A 17,207-nucleotide genomic window follows, 5' to 3' on the forward strand; every position below is an offset into this window, starting at 1 on the left:
TGCCTGAAAATACATTGCCGGGCCAGCCAAGTGCCGCGGGTCGCCAGATAAGCATGCGCACCCCGTTGTCTGGATCGGCATTCTGGGCGATAATTACGCCCATGAACGATACCACCACCTTACCCCCATTGCCCGATCGCCTGTCGATCGACCCTAGCAGCCCTTACCACGTTGCAGCCGTGTTCGAGAACGACGTCGGCATCCGCTTCAACGACAAGGAGCGTCTTGACGTGGAAGAATATTGCATCAGCGAACGCTGGATCAAGGTCGCTTCCACCAAGTCCCTCGACCGCCGCGGCCGTCCGCTGCAGATCAAGCTGAAGGGCAAAGTCGAAGCGTTTTACCGCTAAGCAACGCATTCAGCTGTCATCGAGGCCGATTTCCATCGGCCTTTTTTGCGTCAGCCGCTTTCTGCGCATACATCGATGGTGACCAGCCCTGCCGCGGCCGCCAGCGGTAGCCACAGCATGGCGTCGGCCAATACTTCGTCCGGCGCCCTGCCGCTAGCCCGCGCCGCCTGCCCCGCGCACTGTGCCAGCGGCGCGCCGCCTGCCAACGCTTGCAGACAATAAAACTGCCATGGCTGCAAATCCTGCATGGCAAGCCGGTAATGCATGCGCGAAATGGCGACAAAGGCGGGACTTGCCTCTGGCTGAGCCGGCACGGCGTCGTCCGGCGCGGCCTGCGCCTGTTGCCAGTAGTCGCACAGGGGGAACGACAGGGCCAGCAGCCGTGTGCACGGCGCCAGGCGCCAGGCCGGTGCATTTCCCAATAGCAAGTCCAATCCGCACGGCCACATGGGCCGCGCCAGCTTTTCCAGGCCGGGCGCCCTGCCCGCTTCGCTGCGCGCCCGTTCCAGCTGCGCCAGTTCGACGGGAAAGCGCAAGGCGGCGCCCTGCGCGCCGGCGGCATGCTGGCTGGCGGCGAGAAAATCGGCAAAGCCGGCGCCCAGGTCGTACAGGGTCGCGGATGCGGACGGGTGGCGCCAGACATAGGCGCGGGCAAAGAAGGCGAACAGCTCGTCACCCATGACCTTGCGCAACACGGGATAGTCGGCTTGCAGGCATTCGAGCAGGCGCTGCACATAGCCATCCGCATGGATGTGCAGCGGAGCCGGTCCACCCCGCGCCTGTTTCAGCACCTGCTCCTGCGTCAAGCCATGGCGCTCGCTGGCCAGTTGCGCGCCGCGCGCCGCGCCGCCCGGCGCCGTCATCGCCGTCAGGAACCAGGCCTGCAATTGCGCCAGCGGTACGCGGGCCTCGCCAGATTCGCCTGCGGCGGTGCTACGGGGCATGGGCCGCCTCCAAGTGAAAGCCCAGCGGCGCCGAGACGGCGGCAGCAGCGCCGGCCATGGCTGGCGCTGCATCGGCGAATTCTCCCCGCTCGGCCGCGCGCGCCTTGTCGAGCTCGGCCAGCAGCTGCGGGTACGGGGGAATCTCCGCATCCCATTCCAGCAGGGCCGACACGCCGCCCGTCAGCCGCTGCGCCAGCGCGTACAGGCGCCACACGGCGGCCGGCACGGGGGCGTCATGGGTATCGATCAGTACGGCGCCGCACACGGTGGGGCCGGCCAGGTGGATCTGCACGATGTGCGCGTGCGGCAACTGGCGGATGTAGTGGGCCGCGTCATAGCCGTGGTTATGCGCGCTGACGTGGACATTGTTGACGTCGAGCAAGAGTCCGCAGCCCGTGTCTTGGGCCAGGCGGCCCAGGAATTCCCATTCCGGCATGCTGGACTGGGCAAATTCCACGTAGCTGCTGGGGTTTTCCAGGATCAGCGGACGGCCCAGGAATTCCTGCACCTGCCGCACGCGTCCCGCCACGTGGCGCAGGCTGGCCTCGTCCAGCGGCAGCGGCAGCAAGTCGTGGCTGTTGAGCGAGGCGGCGCCCGTCCAGCACAGGTGGTCGGAAATCCACGCGGGCCGGATCTCGCCGGCCAGCTGGCGCAGCTTGCGCAGGTAGGCGAGATTGAGCGGATCGCTGCTGCCGATCGACAGCGAGACGCTATGCATGACGATGGGCACTTGCGCCGCCACCTGCTCCAGCACATGGCGCGCATAGCCGTGGTTGTCGATGAAGTTCTCGCTGATGATCTCGAACCAGTCCACCTGCGGCCCGTGGCGCAGGATGTGCGCATAGTGCGGCGGGCGCAGCCCCACGCCCAGGCCCAGGTGCGGCAAGCCCAGGCGTGGCGCTACCGTGTGCATGGCGTGCCGCATCAGGTCGACGGCGGCAAGGCCAGGCGCAGGTCGGTGGGCGCCGGCGGCGCCCCCACCGGCGTGCCGCGCGCCGCCATCACCTTGCCGTAGGCTTCCCAGGCCTTGTCGTAGACATTGTCGCCCAGCGCAAAGCTCATGCTCTGGCCCAGCGGAATGCTGCGGTGCTCGGGCGCGGGTCCGAAGTCGTACAAAGTCATGGTGGCGGGCTCGGGCGGTTCCTTGCCCGTCGTGTTCGGATACAGTTGCGAGGCCGAGATCGGCACGGCGCAGCCGCCGAATCCCCCGCATTTGTTGTCGCTGGGCGCGCTGTAGACTTTATCGGGCTGCGGCGGCGGTGGCGGCACATAGCACGGTGTGCCCGGCGACGCAGCCAGCTTGACCGAGTGGCCGCAGGACGAACCGCCCGTGTCGGCCTGGGCAAAGCCGCAGCCGCCCTGGGCATGGCAGCCGTTGGAGCCGCGGCAGGTATGGTAGACGGCCAGCGCGGCGCAGGTGGACGAGGCCTCGCCTTCCAGGTGCATGCCCTGGCAGGCGTGGTACAGCACGCTTTTCTCGGCCAGCGGCACGCCCGTCGCCAGGTTCGGCGCCTGGCCCAGCACGGCCCAGCAGATGGCCATGCGGTCGCCCGCGCCCACCATCGACGGATACGGAAAGGCCAGTTGCTGGTTCTGCCAGTACTTGTCCAGCACGGAAGTGATGCCGTAGATGGCGCCCGTGGCGACCGTGCTCAGCATCTCCAGGGTACCGCTGGCGTCCTTCAGGCGGTTCAGGGCACCCGCCACGGCCGCCGGCGCCGGGATATTCTGCGGCGCGCTGACCGGGTTGTAGCGTTCGTTGGTCAGCATGGCCGCGCTCCACTGCTGGCCCTGCGTATGCCAGCTGGCCCAGGTAGTCACGGGCAGCATCGCCTTGACCTGGCCGAAACGCTCGTAGTGGTCGAACGGGGCGCTGTCGTGGCGCGCCTGCGCGTCGCGCGATTCGGCATCCTTGCCATTGTTCGCGTAGGACGGATAATCGCATTTCAAGGCATCCAGGTCTTCGCGGTAGTCGGGCTGCACGGCCCTCAGGCGCAGTGCCGCATCGCGGCGGTAACGCTGGATGGCCGCTTCGCTGCCCTCGCCCTGGTCCGTGATGGCCGCCATCATGTCGATGGCCTTGTTGAACGAGCCCGTCTGGCCGCCATCCTGGTCCTGCGGGCCGAAGCAGGTATCGAATTTGGGAAATTCCGCCCGCGCATGGCCCTGGACCTGGCTGTTGAACATGTCCTGCTGCACCGAACCGTTGACGAACAGCTTTTGCCACAGGGTCTGGCCATCCGCGTATTCGATGCTGATGTAGCGCGCATAGCATTCGTACATGTAGCCAATGGTGCCGAACAGAGGCAGATCATGCACGTGCTTGCCCGGCGTCCAGCCCGGCAGCGGCACTTCCGGGAAGTATTTGGTGTGGTTGTGCTTGTCGAACTCGGCCAGCTGGGCGCGTGCCTGCTCCTCTGGTTGCTCGATGGCGAGGAACAGGTCGCACTGGTTGCTGTTCAGCTCTTCCAGGTTGACGCGCACGTGGCGGTAGCCGGACGTGTCCTGCAAGTCGACGATGTGCGGGATCACCGTGCAATCCTTGCCATAGCAGGTCCAGCCATGATCCTGCGATTGCAGCTCCGAGCCCGTGAAGCATGGCGCCGTGCCGATGGCCGTGGCCAGGTTGGCCGCCATCTGCAGGTGCAGCATTTCCTGGATGAAGACGCTGAAGATGATGTTGAAGGCCTTTTGCTCCTTCAGCTCGGGCCGGGCCGTGGTGCCCATGCCCGGCCACTGGCGGCCCTCATAGTAGGTGATGCCTTTCGAGTTGATCTGGTGCGTGCCGTGGATCGAGTACATGGTGGCCATGTACAGGGGAATGGTGAACAGCTCGACGCTGACGGCCGCCTGGGCGATGGCGCGCACGGCGGCCGTGTCGGTGTCCAGCATGTCGAGCGGGCGCCTAATGATGGGGGCCTGGGTGCTTCCTAAAACGGGCATTTTCATTCTGTATCTCCACAGGAAGGATGCGTTTCGGATATCGGGCCGGTCCGCGCCATCTGCGTGCGCTGTTCACGGCAAGGAAATCATACGCCTGAGAAAGATACTTTTGCGGCAAGATTTATGCGCTGGCCTTGGGGTAAGGCAGTCAGCCCTGGACCATGAAAATAGGCGTTTTCAGCGGCCATTCGATGACAATTGAATAGAATCGGCAAAACGCGCGCGTGTATAAGCGCCGCACCGGCAAGCGCCGGCGCGTGGCTTGCATGCTGATAGTCAGGCGCCGGGCGGCGGCTGGAAGGCGCAAAAGCCGGGCCACTGGTCGCGGCTGTCGCATACTTTCAGGCAGCCTTTATCTTCCTTGAAGGTGGCGACGACCTTGATGGGGAAGCCATATTTTGGCGTGGTGGCCAGGAAGGCGGACGGGCAGCTTTGCTCGTTGCTGAAGCGGAAAGTGATTTCTTCGCGACGGCCCTTGCGCTCAAAACTCAGCATGAAGGTTTCATTGCTGTTCCACTGCGCCTTGCCCGGCACGCGGAAGCGGTAGCGGGGGCTGCCCTGCTGCTGGCCGTCAAGTTTCTGGCCGAAGACGCGGCTTCTGGCCGTGGCCGTCTCGACCTTGGCAACGGGATACACGACGGCAAAAATATACGTGCCGGCAAAACCCTGGTCGAAGCCGAGTCCCTTCTGGTAAAACGGCACGACGATGTGCGGCGCGCCTGCGTACTCCACGGTATTGCGGGCCGTCACGCTCGACGTCAGCTTGTCATCGGGCTCTTTGCCGAAGACCACGTCCAGTTCCAGCAAGGCTTGTTGCTTGTCGATATCTTGCGCCAGATAATCCTTGGGGAACATTTCGCCATGCACGCAGCCGGCCAGCAGGGAGGCGGCGAGGCAGCCGGCGAGGAGTTTGGGTATTGTCATGGCTGTTTTCCTTCCGGCGGCGCAGAACTGAGGCCCAGGCCCGTCACTTGCCAGCCATTCTTGCCTTGTTTCCATTGAAATTGCTGGCCGAACCAGGCCAGTTCCAGCTCGCGCCGGATGCGGTTCGAATCCGTGCGGCCCTGGCGCGCCTTGATGGCGGCGCCCGCCTGCGCGGAAGCGGCTTCCGACAAGGGCTTCAGCCACCGTTGATGGGTATCTGGCGGCAAGGCCAGCACGCCGGCCACGCCGTCGTCGCGCGTGGCAACGATAATCCCTACCTTCGTCAGCGCATTCGTCAGATAGGCGGCGCGCCGCCCGTCGGGCGAGACGGAGACCAGCATGGCGGGCGCGTAATCGCCCGTGACGATGCCCGGCATGTCAAACCACAGCAGCTCGCCCGTGTCCATATCGAGCGCGCGGCCATCGCGGGCGAACAGCAGCATCTCGGGACGACCCGGCTGCGGCACGCCCCATTCGGGGTCGCGTTCCGTGCGCACCATGTCGTCGCGCTGCATGGGACTGACGGGGCGCATCAGCGGTTCGCCATTCTGCACGCCGATGAGGATGGTGCCCTGGCCCGTATAGCCCTTGGTAAACGCCAGCAGCATGGGCTGGCCTTCGCGCCTGGCCTTGATGGGGCGCACTTCCACCACTTCGCGCGCGCCGCCTGGCCAATAGCCGTGCTTGCGGAAAGACAAGGTGACGAGCGGGTCGTGGCGGTCGCGCGTGACGACAAAGTCGCCGTATTGCTTCATCACCGGCACGTATGGTGTTTGCGCCTGCGCGGCAGGCAGGACGGCGGCAAGCAAGCTGACGGCGGCCGCCAGGCGGCATAAAGGTAGCAACAGAGGTAGGAACGGCATGGCATCCTGCAAGGGTCGCGCGGGGCGAAGAATCAGGATGATAAACGATTCCTCGTCAGCAACACTGTCCGATAGGAAACATCAACGGCGCTGGATTTCAATCAGTTCGATCTCGAACAGCTTGGGCCACAGCTTGCCCGTGACAAACAAGCGCTTGCCGCGCGCATCCCAGGCGATGCCGTTGAGCACGGCGTCGGGATTGGCCGTACCCCGCTGCGCGGGCGGCAGCAAGCCCGTCAGGTCGATCCAGCCGACCACCTTGCCGCTGGCCGGGTCGATGCGGGCGATCACGTCCGCGCCCCACACATTCGCGTACAGCTCGCCGTCGACCATTTCCAGTTCGTTCAGGCGCTCGATGGGGCGGCCTTCCGCCTTCACCTCGAAGCGGCGAACTTCGGCCAGGGTTTTCGGGTTCAGCACGCGGATGGCGGAACTGCCGTCGCTCATGTAGACAAATTGACTGTCGCTGGCCAGGCCCCAGCCTTCGCCCTGGTAGCTGAATGTGCGTTTCAGCTTGAACGTTTTCTGGTCAAACACATAACCGGTCTGCGACATCCACGTCAGGCCAAGGATGTCATCGCCCACGTCCGTGATGCCTTCGCCGAATACTTTTTTATCGAGCATGCTTTTCTGCAGCACCTTGCCAGTCGTCAATTCCACCTTGCGCAAGGAGGACTGGCCATTCTGGCCCGTGCTTTCATACAGATGGCCATCCTTGAACAGCAAGCCCTGGGTAAACGCCCGGGGGTCGTGCGGATAGGTATTCTTGACGAAATAGCCATACACGGGAATGGCGGCCTGGGCATAACCCATCTCGCTCATCAGGCCCACGGTGCACAACAATCCCAGCAGCAGCGAGCCTGCCGTGCGTTTCAGACTTGTTTTACCGATATTTTTCATATTCTTGGCGGTGGTTGGCGAGCGCCTATTGTAATCGCCCGGGCTGCGCCATGCGCGCCCTGACGAGCTCCAGCCAGGCGCGGGCAGCGAAAGACAGCCGTCCGCCGCGGCGCCAGGCCAGCATCAGATTCCATTCCACGGGCGGACCGGCCAGGGGAATCACGGCAAACTGCGCTGGCTCGAGCGTGTCGCAATACATCTTCGGCAACAGGCAGATGCCCACGCCCAGGCGGACCAGCGAGGCGATGAAATCCCACTGGCCGCTGCGGCCCGTGATGCGCGGGGCGAAACCGGCCCGCTGGCAGGCATCGAGCACGATGTCATTCAGGGCGAAGGCGGCACCGTAAAAGATGAAGGGACTGTCGGCCAGCTCGGCCAGGGCCACGGAAGAGCGTCCCTGCCACGGCGAACCGGGCGCGGCCAGCAGGCACAGCGGCGAGCGCACGAGCGGCAGCGCCTCGAAATCCTGCCAGGTGGCCGCGTTGCCCGGATAATCGAGCATGGTGCCCAGTTCCACCGTGCCCGTGCGCAAGTCGCGCTCGATCGCTTGCGTGCCGCTCTCGTACATCTTCAGCTCGATGCCCGGATAGCGCTGGTGGTACTCGGCCAGCCACGGCGCCAGGGTGGAGTGGGTTTGCGGCGACACGCCGACCCTCAATTCCCCCCGTTCCAGATGTTGCAAATCGCGCAATTCCACCTTCAGTTCCGCGTGCAGGGCCAGCAGTTCATGCGCGCGCGACAGCACCACCTTGCCCGCGTCCGTCAGGGTAAAGCGCTTGCCCGCGCGGTCCAGCAAGGCCAGGTCCAGCGACTGTTCCAGTTGCTGGATCATCTTGCTGACGGTGGGCTGCGTCACATGCAGCCTGGCGGCCGCGCGCGTAAAACTGTTCTGCTCGACCACTTCGACGAAGTAGCGCAGGGAGCGGATATCCATGATGCATTCCAATATCGAATGATAATCATGAGTTTAAGTCATTTTATCTTTTGATGTACGGTCACTACAATGAAAACCTCCCCCAGCCGTTTGAAAGCCCGCCGTGAAAGCCTTGCACTGTTCCACCGCCGCCCTGCCCTCCATCCCTGTCTGGCGCCGGCCCGCGCAGACCGTGTGGCAAGTGGGCGTGCTGATCGCCGCCTGGTGGCTGGCAGATGAAGCCGCTGCCGCCCTGCACCTGCCGTTTTCCGGCGGCGTGGTGGGCCTGTTCGTGCTGGTGGCCCTGCTGCTGGCGGGCTGGGTACGGCCTGCCGCCATCGAACTGGGCGCGAACTGGCTGCTGGCCAACATGCTGCTGTTCTTCATTCCACTGGTTGTATCCGTGGTGCAATTTACGCAACTGTTGAAGTCGCAGGGCCTGATGCTGTTCGTAAATATCGGCCTGGGCTTTGCCAGCGTGATGCTGGCCACGGCCTTCACCGTGGAATGGGTGTGCCGTTATGAACGCAAGCTGCGCCTGCAAACACTGCGGCGCCAGCGCTCAGCCAGGGAGCAGGCATGAGCACCCTGCTCCTGTCCCTGCTGTTTTTGCTGCTGACCCTGGTCCTGTTCTACGCCAACCAGGCCGTGCACCGCCGCCATCCGCACTTCCTGCTGACGCCCGCCATCTGCACCTCGGCGATACTGATCGTCATCGTGCAGGCGACCTCGACGCCGTTTGCCACGTATTTTGGCGAAACGCGCTGGCTGCCGTGGCTGCTGGGCCCGGCCACCATCGCGTTTGCGCTGCCCATCTTCCAGGAGCGCAAGCTGATCCGCAAGCACTGGCTGGCCTTGAGCCTGGGCAGCTGCGCCGGCATCGTGGCATCGGTTGCCGCCACCCTGCTGCTGGACAGTGTTCTGGGCGTGCATGGCGACATGGCGCGCAGCCTGCTGGCGCGCTCCGTGTCGACGCCGTTCGCGCTGGAAGCGTCGCGCCACATGGGCGGCTCGGCTCAGCTGACGGGTATCTTCGTGGTGATGACGGGTTTGTTCGGCCTGATGCTGGGCAAACCGCTCTTAAAACTGCTGCCCTTGCGCATGCGCATCGCCCGTGGCGCCCCGTATGGCGCGGCCGCGCACGGCTTTGGCTTGTCGGTGGCGCGCCGGGTCGGCACGGAAGAAGGCGCAGTGGCCAGCCTGACGATGATTTTCTCGGGCGTCGTGACGGTGCTGCTGGCGCCCCTGCTGGGGCATCTGCTGGGCTAGCGGCCCGCTTGCAGCGCCTGCATGCCATGCACGATCAGGTCGATTCCTGCCAGGAAATCCTCGCGGTCATCGTGCGCGCGCAGCTGCCCCGCCACCTTGCGGGCAAATGGAAACGCCTGCGCGTCGAGGCGTGACCAGGCTCCCGCCATGGTGTCGAGGAAATGCGCGCGCTCCAGGCCTTTTTCCCGGGCGATGGCGGCATTGGCCGCATTCTGCCCGCTCACGCCCAGCAGATAATTGAGCAGCGTGCATGCCGCCAGCCATTGCTGATCCTGCGGCACGCCCAGCGCATCCACTTGCCGCCCCAGGCGTTCCAGGATGCGCACGGTGGGCAGCTGGCCCGGCGCGCGCGACAAGGCCGAACCCAGCCAGGGATGCGCATCCATCGCCTCGAACATGGCCAGCGCCACGGCGCGGATGCCCGCCTGCGGCGTATCGCACTGCAGGGCGGCAGCCATGGCGCGGGCGACGATGGCGTCGCTGGCGGCCGTGAACAAATCGTCCTTGTCGGCCACGTGCCAGTAGATGGCGCCCGCCCCCGTCGCCAGGCGCGTGGCCAGGGCGCGGAAGGTCAGGCCGCCCTCGCCCGCTGTGTCGAGCAGGGCAATGGCAGCGTCGATGATGGTGTCGCGCGTCAGCGAGTCGGCGCGTCGTGGTGGGTTCGCTACGGTATGGGGCATTGCTTATGTTGACACAGATGGCGGCCTGCCGCAAAATTCCTGTGGAACGACGTTCCAGTTCCATTTTAAAACCACCTTCAAGGATCACCATGCATATCGCCATCATCGGCGCGGGGCTGGGCGGGCTGATGCTCGCCCGCGTGCTGCACGTCCACGGCATCGCCGCCACCGTCTATGAAGCGGATGCGTCACCGCAGGCGCGCCGTCAGGGCGGTATGCTCGATATCCACGCGGAAACGGGCCAGCAAGCGCTGCGCGCCGCCGGCCTGCACGACGCGTTTCGCGCCCTCATCCATGCGGGCGGCCAGGCCAGCCGCGTGCTCGACCAGCACGGAACGGTCCTGCTCGATGAAGGCGACGACGGCACGGGCGGCCGGCCGGAAGTGCCCCGGGGCGCCCTGCGCCATCTCTTGCTTGACACTCTGCCGGCTGGCGCCGTGCTCTGGGGACACAAGCTGGCCGGCGTCACCGTGCAGGACGGCGGCCGCCACCTGCTGCAGTTTGCCCATGGCGCGACGGCTGCGAGCACGCTGCTGGTGGGCGCGGACGGCGCCTGGTCGCGGGTGCGGCACTTGCTATCGAGCGCGCAGCCCGCGTACTCGGGCGTATCCTTCATCGAAAGCTATCTGCACGACAGCGACCGCCGCCATCGGGCCAGCGCGCAAGCCGTGGGCGCGGGCGCCCTGTTCGCGCTGGCGCCGGGCAAGGGCATCCAGGCCCACCGCGAAGCCGGCGGGGTGCTGCATGCCTATGTGGCCCTGAGCAAGCCGGAAGATTGGCTCGCCGCCATCGATTTCACCGATCCCGCCACGGCCCGCGCCCGCATCGCCGCGGAGTTCGCCGGCTGGGCGCCGGCGCTCACGGCCCTCATCACGGATGCAGATACGCCGCCCATGCCCCGTCCCGTGCATACCTTGCCGGTCGATCACTGCTGGCCCCGCGTGGCGGGCGTGACCCTGCTGGGCGACGCGGCCCACCTGATGCCGCCCGCCGGCGAGGGGGCGAATCTGGCCATGCTCGATGGCGCGGAACTGGCGCAAGCGCTGGCCGCGCATCCGGACGACATGGAAGCGGCCCTGCTGGCCTACGAAACGGCGCTGTTCGCCCGCAGCAGCGCGGCCGCCGCCGAGTCGGAGCGCGTCTTTCGCCTGTGCTTTGGCGCCGACGCCCCGCACAGCCTGCTCGACTTCTTTGCGCAGCAGCAAGAACCCGTCTAGGGCCATCGACCAGGCCCGAGGCGCAAACCCCGACGCCAGCCCCGTTTATCGGGGATAATACGTCTTTCCCCATTCCAAGCAGCCGCGCCACGATGAAATACCCTGCAGTTCAGCCTTTCAGCGACATCCTGCCCCGCTTGAGCGAGTTCGATGCCATCATCGACGTGCGCAGCCCGTCCGAATTCGCGGAAGACCACTTGCCGGGCGCCATCAACCTGCCCGTGCTGGACGACGAGCAGCGCGTGCGCGTGGGCACCTTATATAAGCAGACCAGTGCCTTCGAAGCGAAGAAGCTGGGCGCGGCGCTGATCGCGAAAAATATCGCGCGGCATATCGAAGACGGTTTTCTCGGCCACCCGCAGCATTGGAAGCCACTGGTTTACTGCTGGCGCGGCGGCAACCGTAGCGGCGCCATGGCGCACATCCTGGCGCGCATCGGCTGGCCCGTCACCCAGTTAGAGGGCGGCTACAAGGATTACCGGCGCCACGTGAACGCCGAGCTGGGCACCCTGCCCGAACGTTTCGACTTCATCAACGTGCTGTGCGGCCCCACGGGCAGCGGCAAGAGCCGTTTGCTGCAAGTGCTGGACAGGCAAGGCGCGCAAGTGATCGATCTGGAGGATATGGCGGCCCACCGCGGCTCCGTGCTGGGCGGCTTGCCAGAGGAAGACCAGCCATCGCAAAAAGCGTTTGAAAGCGCGCTGTGGCAGCAGTTGCGCCATTTCGACCCGACGCTGCCCGTCTTCATCGAGTCCGAAAGCAAGAAGGTAGGCCGTTTGCGCGTGCCCGATGCGCTGATGGACAAGATGCGCGCGGCCGACTGCACGGACGTGCGCCTGGACATCGGGGAGCGCGTGCAATTGCTGATGCAGGACTATGCGCATTTCGTCGGCGACCCGGCGCGCCTGAACGTGCAGCTGGCCCTGTTGACGCAGCTGCATGGCAAGGAAAAAATTGCCCACTGGCAGCAGCTGGCCACGGCTGGCCGCATGGCCGAGCTGGTGGAAGAGTTGCTGGTGCAGCATTACGACCCCGTCTACCGGCAATCGATCGCCCGCAACTTCAGCCGCTACGCCCAGGCAACGCCGCTGGTCTTGCCCGACATTTCAGAACATGCCTTTGAGCAAGCCGCGCGCGCATTATGTGCTATCGTCGGCGAACACCGTACCGCCAGCGCCGCGTAAGCGCCGGCGCAGCTTTTAATGACCTTTTCCAGCAGGATGACGACCATGTCCGATACCGCAGCACCATCCAATACCCCAATCAGATTGACCGAATTTGCCCATGGCGGCGGCTGCGGCTGCAAAATTGCGCCGGGCGTGCTGGCCGACATTTTAAAGGGCAGCGGCGGCTTTCCCTTGCCGAAGGAATTGCTGGTCGGTATAGAAACTTCGGATGACGCGGCCGTCTACCAGCTCAACGACGAGCAGGCGCTGATCGCCACGACGGATTTCTTCATGCCCATCGTCGACGACCCGTTCGACTTCGGCCGCATCGCCGCCACCAATGCCATTTCCGACGTGTACGCCATGGGCGGCACGCCCATCATGGCGCTGGCCCTGGTCGGCATGCCGATCAACAAGCTGCCCGTGGAAACCATCGGCCTCATCTTGAAAGGCGGCGAAACCATCTGCGCCCAGGCCGGCATCCCCATCGCGGGCGGCCACACCATCGATTCCGTCGAGCCGATCTATGGCCTGGTCGTGCTGGGCCTCGTGCACCCGTCGCAGGTGAAACGCAACGCGGGCGCGCGCGCCGGCGATAAACTGGTGCTGGGCAAGCCGATCGGCGTGGGCATCTTGTCGGCCGCGCTGAAGAAGAATGCACTCGATGCGGGCGGTTACGCCTCGCTGATAGCCAACACCACCAAATTGAATACCCCGGGCAAGAAGCTGGCCCTGCTGGACGGCGTGCATGCGCTGACGGACGTGACGGGCTTCGGCTTGCTGGGCCATACGCTGGAACTGGCGCGCGGCGCCAAGTTGCAGGCGCGCATCGCCATGGCTTCCGTGCCGCTGCTGCCGCAAGTGCAGCAACTCGCGCAAAATGGCAACATCACGGGCGCCTCCGGCCGCAACTGGCAGGGCTACGGCGCGCAAGTGGCGCTGTCCGACAGCCTGAGCGCCATCGACAAGGCGATCCTGACGGACCCGCAAACGGCCGGCCCCCTGCTGGTGGCATGTGCGCCGGAAGCCGTCGAGCAAGTGCTGGCGATTTTCCGCGCCGAAGGCTTTGGCGACGCCGTCGTCATCGGCGAGATGCAGGAAGGCAGTACCGGGGTTTCCGTAATCTAATGAATATTTTTTGCAAAGGCAGTCCCATGACCACATTCTCCAACAAATTCCCCGCCATCCTGGCCACCGTCGCCGCCACCCTGGCCATCCACAGCGGCCTGGCGCAGGCGCAGCAAGTGTTGCGCGTGTCCGCCATTCCCGATGAAGCGCCGACGGAATTGCAGCGCAAGTTCAAGCCGCTGGGCAGCTATCTGGAGAAAAAGCTGGGCATGAAGGTGGAATTCACGCCTGTCACCGATTACGCGGCGTCCGTGGAAGGCTTGATCAATAACAAGCTCGACATGGTCTGGTTCGGCGGTTTTACCTTCGTGCAAGCGAACGTGCGCAGCGGCGGCAAGATCGTCCCGCTGGTGCAGCGCGAAGAAGACACGAAGTTCCGCTCCGTGTTTGTGACCACCAGCAAGGACATCAACCAGTTGTCCGACCTGAAAGGCAAGAATTTCACCTTCGGCTCGGAATCGTCGACGTCCGGCCACTTGATGCCGCGCTACTACCTGCTGGCCGCCAAGATCAATCCGGACACGGACATGAAGCGCATCGCGTTTTCCGGCGCGCATGACGCCACCGTGGCGGCAGTGGCCGGCGGCAAGGTCGATGCAGGCACCTTGAACATTTCCGTATGGGAAAAGCTCGTGGAAGCGAAAAAAGTCGATCCAAGCAAGGTGCGCGTGTTCTACACGACACCGGGCTACTACGACTACAACTGGAGCGTGCGCGCCGACATGAACCCCGTCGTGCGCAAAAAGCTGACGGATGCCTTCCTGGCGCTGGACCCAGCGACGGCCGAAGGCAAGGAAATCCTCGAACTGCAGCGCGCCACCAAGTTCATCCCGACCAAGGCCGAGAACTACAAGGATATCGAAGCGGCTGCGCGCGATGCCAAGCTGCTGAAGTAACTTGCATCGACGCGTTTTACCGTAGGTCGGATTAGCGGCGAAGCCGCGTAATCCGACACAGGCAATAATGCCAACAATGTTGTCGGATTACGGCCTGCGGCCTAATCCGACCTACCGATTTCTCAAGCATGACATTCCAACTTCACAAGGTCAGCGTCCACCACGCGGGCGCCGTCGGCAATGCGCTGGCCCTGCGCGACCTGGACCTGGACGTGGCCCAGGGTGAACAGATCGCCCTGATCGGCCCGTCCGGCGCCGGCAAGACCAGCCTGCTGCACACGCTGGCGTGCGCGCTGCGCCCGGAATCGGGCACCTTGGACATCCTCGGTACTTCTCCCTGGCAAATCGGCAGCGCCGAGCGCCACGCCTTGCGCGCGCGCCTGTTCCTGGCGCCGCAAACGCCGCCTTTGCCGCCGCGCCAGCGCGTCGTCAACGCCGTGCTGGCGGGACGCTTGCCGCAATGGAGCTTATGGACGGCCATCCGGTCACTGCTGGCGCCCGTCGACCCGCGCGCCGCGTGGGTAGCCCTGGGCAAGTTCAACCTGCAGGACAAACTGTATGCGCGTGTCGACCGCCTGTCCGGCGGCGAACGCCAGCGCTGCGGCATGGCCCGTGCGCTGGTGTCGGATGCGGAAGTCTTCCTCGTCGACGAACCCTTGTCCGCGCTCGACCCCACACTCGCTTTGCAGACAATCCATGTGCTGCAGACCGAAGCGCAGGCGCGCAACGCCACGTTGATCTGCAGCCTGCACCAGGTGGAAATCGCCCGCGCCTGCTTTACGCGCATCGTCGCCCTGCGCGATGGCAAGATCGTCTTCGACTTGCCTGGCGCCCAGGTCAGCGACGCCATGATCGCCGAGTTGTACCGCAACAAGGCCGATCCCGCGCCGCAGTTCGAGGCCGTGGAAACGAATCTGGATGCCGCGAGGCCCCTTTGCTGACGAGCACCGCCATCCCCCGCGACCCCGCCTGGCGCGGCCGCCTGACCGGCGCCGCCATCGTGCTGCTCGTACTGTGGCCGATGCTGGTGCAGGCCGAGTTCAAGCCGTGGATCTTATGGGATGCGCAAAGCCTGGCGGCCACCTGGCAATTCATCGCCAGCTTCGTGCCGCCGGCCCACTCGCTGGAATTCCTGCAACTGGTGGCGGTGTCCAGCTGGGAAACCATTGCCATGGCCACGGCCGGCATGGCGCTGGCCATGCTGGGCGCCATCCCGCTGACCCTGCTGGTGACGGAGCGCCTGTCGATTTCGCGCATCGGCAGCGGTACCGTTTCACCGCTGGCCGCCGCCTTGCGCCATGGCGTGCGCGCGCTGCTGGTGCTGCTGCGCAGCGTGCCGGAACTGGTCTGGGCCTTGTTGCTGGTGCGCATAGTCGGCCTGGGACCGACGGCGGGTGTCATCGCCATTGCCCTCACCTATTGCGGCATGCTGGGCAAGGTGTACGCGGAAATCCTTGAATCGTCGGATGCGTCCGCCTGCAACGCCCTGCTCCACAATGGCAGCGGCAGATTGAAGGCTTTGCTGTACGGCGCCTTGCCCGAGTCGGCCGCCGAACTGGTGTCGTACACGATTTACCGCTGGGAATGCGCAATCCGCGGCTCCGTCGTCATGGGATTTGTCGGCGCAGGCGGCCTGGGCCAGCGCATGGATGAATCGATGAAGATGATGGCGGGCAGCGAACTGGCCACCATGCTGATGGTCTTCGTGCTGCTGGTGGCGGGCGCCGACGCTGTGTCCGCCATGCTGCGCCGGAGGCTGGCATGAAGCATCAGCATTTCGCCGCGATGCCCGCGCCTGCTCCCGTGCGCTGGTCGACCTGGGCCTTGCTGGCCGGTTTATTGCTGCTGGTCATTGCCAGCTTCGCCACCCTGCCCCTGAAATGGGGCGAGTTCTTCAGCGCCGACGCCGTGCGCACGAGCGCCGACTTCCTGCACGGTTTCGCCCCGCCCGAGCTGGCCAGCCCCTTCCTCATGAAAGTCGGTATGGCCACGTTCGAGACCCTGGCCATGTCGGCCATCGGCACGGTGATCGCGGCAGTCTTGGGCGCATTGCTGGCCCTGCCCGCCAGCGGGCGTTTCGGCAATGTGGCGCGCAACGCGACGCGTGGCGTGTTGAATGTGCTGCGTTCGATCCCGGAACTGGTGTGGGCTTCGATCCTGCTGATCGCCGCCGGCCTGGGCCCGTTCGCCGGCACCCTGGCGCTGGCCCTGCACACGGTGGGCGTGCTGGGCCGCTTGTTTGCCGACGCCTTCGAGAATTGCCCGCCCCTGCCGGCGGCCACCTTGCGCATCAATGGCGCGCGCCCCGCCGTGGCCTTCCTGTACGCAACCTTGCCGCAATGCAGCCCGCAAATGATGTCCTACACCTTGTACCGCTGGGAAAACAATATCCGCGCCGCCGCCATCCTCGGCGTCGTCGGCGCGGGCGGCCTGGGGCAAATGCTGAAGTACCACTTGTCGCTGTTCCAGATGCAGAACGCCGCCACCGTCATCGTCGCCATGCTGCTGATGGTGGCCGCCGTCGATGGCCTCAGCTACCTGCTGCGCCGCGCCATGACCCGTTAAATTTTACTTTTCACAAGGAACGCCCATGTCAGGCTGGTGGACTATTATCTCGACAGAAACGCCGGAGCAGATGGCCGATATGACGAAAGTCAACAAGGACGCATTTCTCGCCACCTGGGAAGCAGGCCTGTTCGGCGCCGACTGGATCGCGCAATTGTGCGCACAAGGCAAGGCGACCCAGCTGGCCTTCAACGGCTTTCCCAACCGCTACACCGCCCTGGCGGACGACATCGTCCCCCTGCTGCAGGCGGGCATCGCGGAAGCGCAGGATGGCGAATTTCCACAGGACCGGCTAACGGGCTGGCCCGGCTGCATTACCGTGCACCGGGAACGCATCGCTGCCTGCGTGCCCGGGCAACTGCTGAGCATCGAAGTGTGGGATCAGTCGTAAACAACTGGTGTGCGCACACGCCTTTTAAAAAGAGCTTTGCCGCACCGGGCCTTCAGGA

19 protein-coding genes are annotated in these 17,207 nt (G+C 64.9%); 11 read left to right on the forward strand and 8 right to left on the reverse strand.

Going from position 1 to position 17,207, the window contains the following annotated elements:
* The first annotated feature begins 101 nt into the window (after window positions 1-101).
* Window positions 102-350, forward strand: coding sequence for a DUF3297 family protein (locus CSQ92_RS07205; RefSeq protein WP_010398340.1), 249 nt, complete (start codon window positions 102-104; stop codon window positions 348-350).
* A 50-nt stretch (window positions 351-400) separates the two neighbouring features.
* Here the strand turns inward: CSQ92_RS07205 and CSQ92_RS07210 are convergent, their stop codons facing one another.
* The 7 genes from CSQ92_RS07210 to CSQ92_RS07240 form a co-directional block, all read right to left on the reverse strand.
* Window positions 401-1,294 carry an HvfC/BufC N-terminal domain-containing protein gene (locus tag CSQ92_RS07210; protein ID WP_099393692.1) on the reverse strand — a complete coding sequence of 298 codons (894 nt, stop codon included), beginning with the start codon at window positions 1,292-1,294 and terminating at the stop codon, window positions 401-403.
* Entirely contained in the window at window positions 1,284-2,207 is a 924-nt protein-coding gene (gene bufB / locus CSQ92_RS07215) for an MNIO family bufferin maturase (RefSeq protein WP_099393693.1), read from the reverse strand. Before bufB ends, CSQ92_RS07210 begins: the two co-directional genes overlap by 11 nt.
* Before the next feature lie 11 nt (window positions 2,208-2,218).
* Window positions 2,219-4,186 carry a ferritin-like protein gene (locus CSQ92_RS07220; RefSeq protein ID WP_257219145.1) on the reverse strand — a complete coding sequence of 656 codons (1,968 nt, stop codon included), beginning with the start codon at window positions 4,184-4,186 and terminating at the stop codon, window positions 2,219-2,221.
* Window positions 4,187-4,513: 327 nt separating this feature from the next.
* Complete coding sequence (locus tag CSQ92_RS07225; RefSeq protein WP_099393695.1) at window positions 4,514-5,161, reverse strand: hypothetical protein; 648 nt, start codon at window positions 5,159-5,161, stop codon at window positions 4,514-4,516.
* Window positions 5,158-6,024, reverse strand: coding sequence for a hypothetical protein (locus tag CSQ92_RS07230; RefSeq protein ID WP_143450305.1), 867 nt, complete (start codon window positions 6,022-6,024; stop codon window positions 5,158-5,160). The genes CSQ92_RS07225 and CSQ92_RS07230 overlap by 4 nt, the downstream gene beginning before the upstream one ends.
* Window positions 6,025-6,105: 81 nt before the next feature.
* The gene (locus CSQ92_RS07235; RefSeq protein WP_208672405.1) at window positions 6,106-6,924 is read right to left on the reverse strand and encodes a glutaminyl-peptide cyclotransferase; all 819 of its coding nucleotides are present in this window, start codon (window positions 6,922-6,924) and stop codon (window positions 6,106-6,108) included.
* A gap of 25 nt (window positions 6,925-6,949) precedes the next feature.
* The gene (locus tag CSQ92_RS07240; protein WP_099393697.1) at window positions 6,950-7,858 is read right to left on the reverse strand and encodes a LysR family transcriptional regulator; all 909 of its coding nucleotides are present in this window, start codon (window positions 7,856-7,858) and stop codon (window positions 6,950-6,952) included.
* 103 nt (window positions 7,859-7,961) lie between these two features.
* On the opposite strand from CSQ92_RS07240, the gene CSQ92_RS07245 reads away from it, so the two are divergent.
* Window positions 7,962-8,420 (forward strand): CidA/LrgA family protein, encoded by a 459-nt coding sequence (locus CSQ92_RS07245; protein WP_099393698.1) that lies wholly within the window; start codon window positions 7,962-7,964, stop codon window positions 8,418-8,420.
* The gene (locus CSQ92_RS07250; RefSeq protein WP_099393699.1) at window positions 8,417-9,106 is read left to right on the forward strand and encodes an LrgB family protein; all 690 of its coding nucleotides are present in this window, start codon (window positions 8,417-8,419) and stop codon (window positions 9,104-9,106) included. The genes CSQ92_RS07245 and CSQ92_RS07250 overlap by 4 nt, the downstream gene beginning before the upstream one ends.
* Here the strand turns inward: CSQ92_RS07250 and CSQ92_RS07255 are convergent.
* On the reverse strand, window positions 9,103-9,786 hold the full coding sequence (locus tag CSQ92_RS07255) for a TetR/AcrR family transcriptional regulator (RefSeq protein ID WP_099393700.1): 684 nt from the start codon (window positions 9,784-9,786) through the stop codon (window positions 9,103-9,105). The genes CSQ92_RS07250 and CSQ92_RS07255 overlap by 4 nt on opposite strands.
* A gap of 89 nt (window positions 9,787-9,875) precedes the next feature.
* On the opposite strand from CSQ92_RS07255, the gene CSQ92_RS07260 reads away from it, so the two are divergent.
* The 8 genes from CSQ92_RS07260 to CSQ92_RS07295 all read left to right on the forward strand — a co-directional run bounded on the left by CSQ92_RS07260 (window position 9,876) and on the right by CSQ92_RS07295 (window position 17,149).
* Entirely contained in the window at window positions 9,876-11,003 is a 1,128-nt protein-coding gene (locus tag CSQ92_RS07260) for an FAD-dependent oxidoreductase (RefSeq protein WP_257219146.1), read from the forward strand.
* 92 nt (window positions 11,004-11,095) lie between these two features.
* Window positions 11,096-12,187: a tRNA 2-selenouridine(34) synthase MnmH gene (gene mnmH / locus CSQ92_RS07265; RefSeq protein ID WP_099393701.1), complete on the forward strand. Its 1,092-nt coding sequence runs from the start codon at window positions 11,096-11,098 to the stop codon at window positions 12,185-12,187.
* A gap of 45 nt (window positions 12,188-12,232) precedes the next feature.
* Window positions 12,233-13,297, forward strand: coding sequence for a selenide, water dikinase SelD (gene selD / locus CSQ92_RS07270; protein ID WP_099394614.1), 1,065 nt, complete (start codon window positions 12,233-12,235; stop codon window positions 13,295-13,297).
* 26 nt (window positions 13,298-13,323) lie between these two features.
* Window positions 13,324-14,193, forward strand: a complete 870-nt coding sequence (locus tag CSQ92_RS07275) for a putative selenate ABC transporter substrate-binding protein (RefSeq protein WP_099394615.1) — start codon at window positions 13,324-13,326, stop codon at window positions 14,191-14,193.
* A 128-nt stretch (window positions 14,194-14,321) separates the two neighbouring features.
* Complete coding sequence (locus tag CSQ92_RS07280) at window positions 14,322-15,134, forward strand: phosphonate ABC transporter ATP-binding protein (RefSeq protein WP_099393702.1); 813 nt, start codon at window positions 14,322-14,324, stop codon at window positions 15,132-15,134.
* Window positions 15,128-15,958, forward strand: coding sequence for a PhnE/PtxC family ABC transporter permease (locus tag CSQ92_RS07285; protein ID WP_099393703.1), 831 nt, complete (start codon window positions 15,128-15,130; stop codon window positions 15,956-15,958). Before CSQ92_RS07280 ends, CSQ92_RS07285 begins: the two co-directional genes overlap by 7 nt.
* Window positions 15,955-16,758: a phosphonate ABC transporter, permease protein PhnE gene (gene phnE, locus CSQ92_RS07290; protein WP_099393704.1), complete on the forward strand. Its 804-nt coding sequence runs from the start codon at window positions 15,955-15,957 to the stop codon at window positions 16,756-16,758. Before CSQ92_RS07285 ends, phnE begins: the two co-directional genes overlap by 4 nt.
* Before the next feature lie 25 nt (window positions 16,759-16,783).
* Window positions 16,784-17,149: a hypothetical protein gene (locus CSQ92_RS07295; protein ID WP_143450306.1), complete on the forward strand. Its 366-nt coding sequence runs from the start codon at window positions 16,784-16,786 to the stop codon at window positions 17,147-17,149.
* Window positions 17,150-17,207: the final 58 nt, after the last annotated feature.

The sequence above is a fragment of the Janthinobacterium sp. BJB446 genome (genome assembly GCF_002735655.1).
Classification (GTDB): Bacteria; Pseudomonadota; Gammaproteobacteria; order Burkholderiales; family Burkholderiaceae_D; genus Janthinobacterium; species Janthinobacterium lividum.

Excerpts from the sequence above, each read along its gene's own strand:
- CSQ92_RS07205 (WP_010398340.1), top strand. The coding sequence starts at position 102 with ATGAACGATACCACCACCTTACCCCCATTGCCCGATCGCCTGTCGATC.
- CSQ92_RS07210 (WP_099393692.1), bottom strand. The coding sequence starts at position 1,294 with ATGCCCCGTAGCACCGCCGCAGGCGAATCTGGCGAGGCCCGCGTACCG.
- bufB (WP_099393693.1), bottom strand. The coding sequence starts at position 2,207 with ATGCACACGGTAGCGCCACGCCTGGGCTTGCCGCACCTGGGCCTGGGC.
- CSQ92_RS07220 (WP_257219145.1), bottom strand. The coding sequence starts at position 4,186 with ATGCTGGACACCGACACGGCCGCCGTGCGCGCCATCGCCCAGGCGGCC.
- CSQ92_RS07225 (WP_099393695.1), bottom strand. The coding sequence starts at position 5,161 with ATGACAATACCCAAACTCCTCGCCGGCTGCCTCGCCGCCTCCCTGCTG.
- CSQ92_RS07230 (WP_143450305.1), bottom strand. The coding sequence starts at position 6,024 with ATGCCGTTCCTACCTCTGTTGCTACCTTTATGCCGCCTGGCGGCCGCC.
- CSQ92_RS07235 (WP_208672405.1), bottom strand. The coding sequence starts at position 6,924 with ATGAAAAATATCGGTAAAACAAGTCTGAAACGCACGGCAGGCTCGCTG.
- CSQ92_RS07240 (WP_099393697.1), bottom strand. The coding sequence starts at position 7,858 with ATGGATATCCGCTCCCTGCGCTACTTCGTCGAAGTGGTCGAGCAGAAC.
- CSQ92_RS07250 (WP_099393699.1), top strand. The coding sequence starts at position 8,417 with ATGAGCACCCTGCTCCTGTCCCTGCTGTTTTTGCTGCTGACCCTGGTC.
- CSQ92_RS07255 (WP_099393700.1), bottom strand. The coding sequence starts at position 9,786 with ATGCCCCATACCGTAGCGAACCCACCACGACGCGCCGACTCGCTGACG.
- CSQ92_RS07260 (WP_257219146.1), top strand. The coding sequence starts at position 9,876 with ATGCATATCGCCATCATCGGCGCGGGGCTGGGCGGGCTGATGCTCGCC.
- mnmH (WP_099393701.1), top strand. The coding sequence starts at position 11,096 with ATGAAATACCCTGCAGTTCAGCCTTTCAGCGACATCCTGCCCCGCTTG.
- selD (WP_099394614.1), top strand. The coding sequence starts at position 12,233 with ATGTCCGATACCGCAGCACCATCCAATACCCCAATCAGATTGACCGAA.
- CSQ92_RS07275 (WP_099394615.1), top strand. The coding sequence starts at position 13,324 with ATGACCACATTCTCCAACAAATTCCCCGCCATCCTGGCCACCGTCGCC.
- CSQ92_RS07280 (WP_099393702.1), top strand. The coding sequence starts at position 14,322 with ATGACATTCCAACTTCACAAGGTCAGCGTCCACCACGCGGGCGCCGTC.
- phnE (WP_099393704.1), top strand. The coding sequence starts at position 15,955 with ATGAAGCATCAGCATTTCGCCGCGATGCCCGCGCCTGCTCCCGTGCGC.
- CSQ92_RS07295 (WP_143450306.1), top strand. The coding sequence starts at position 16,784 with ATGTCAGGCTGGTGGACTATTATCTCGACAGAAACGCCGGAGCAGATG.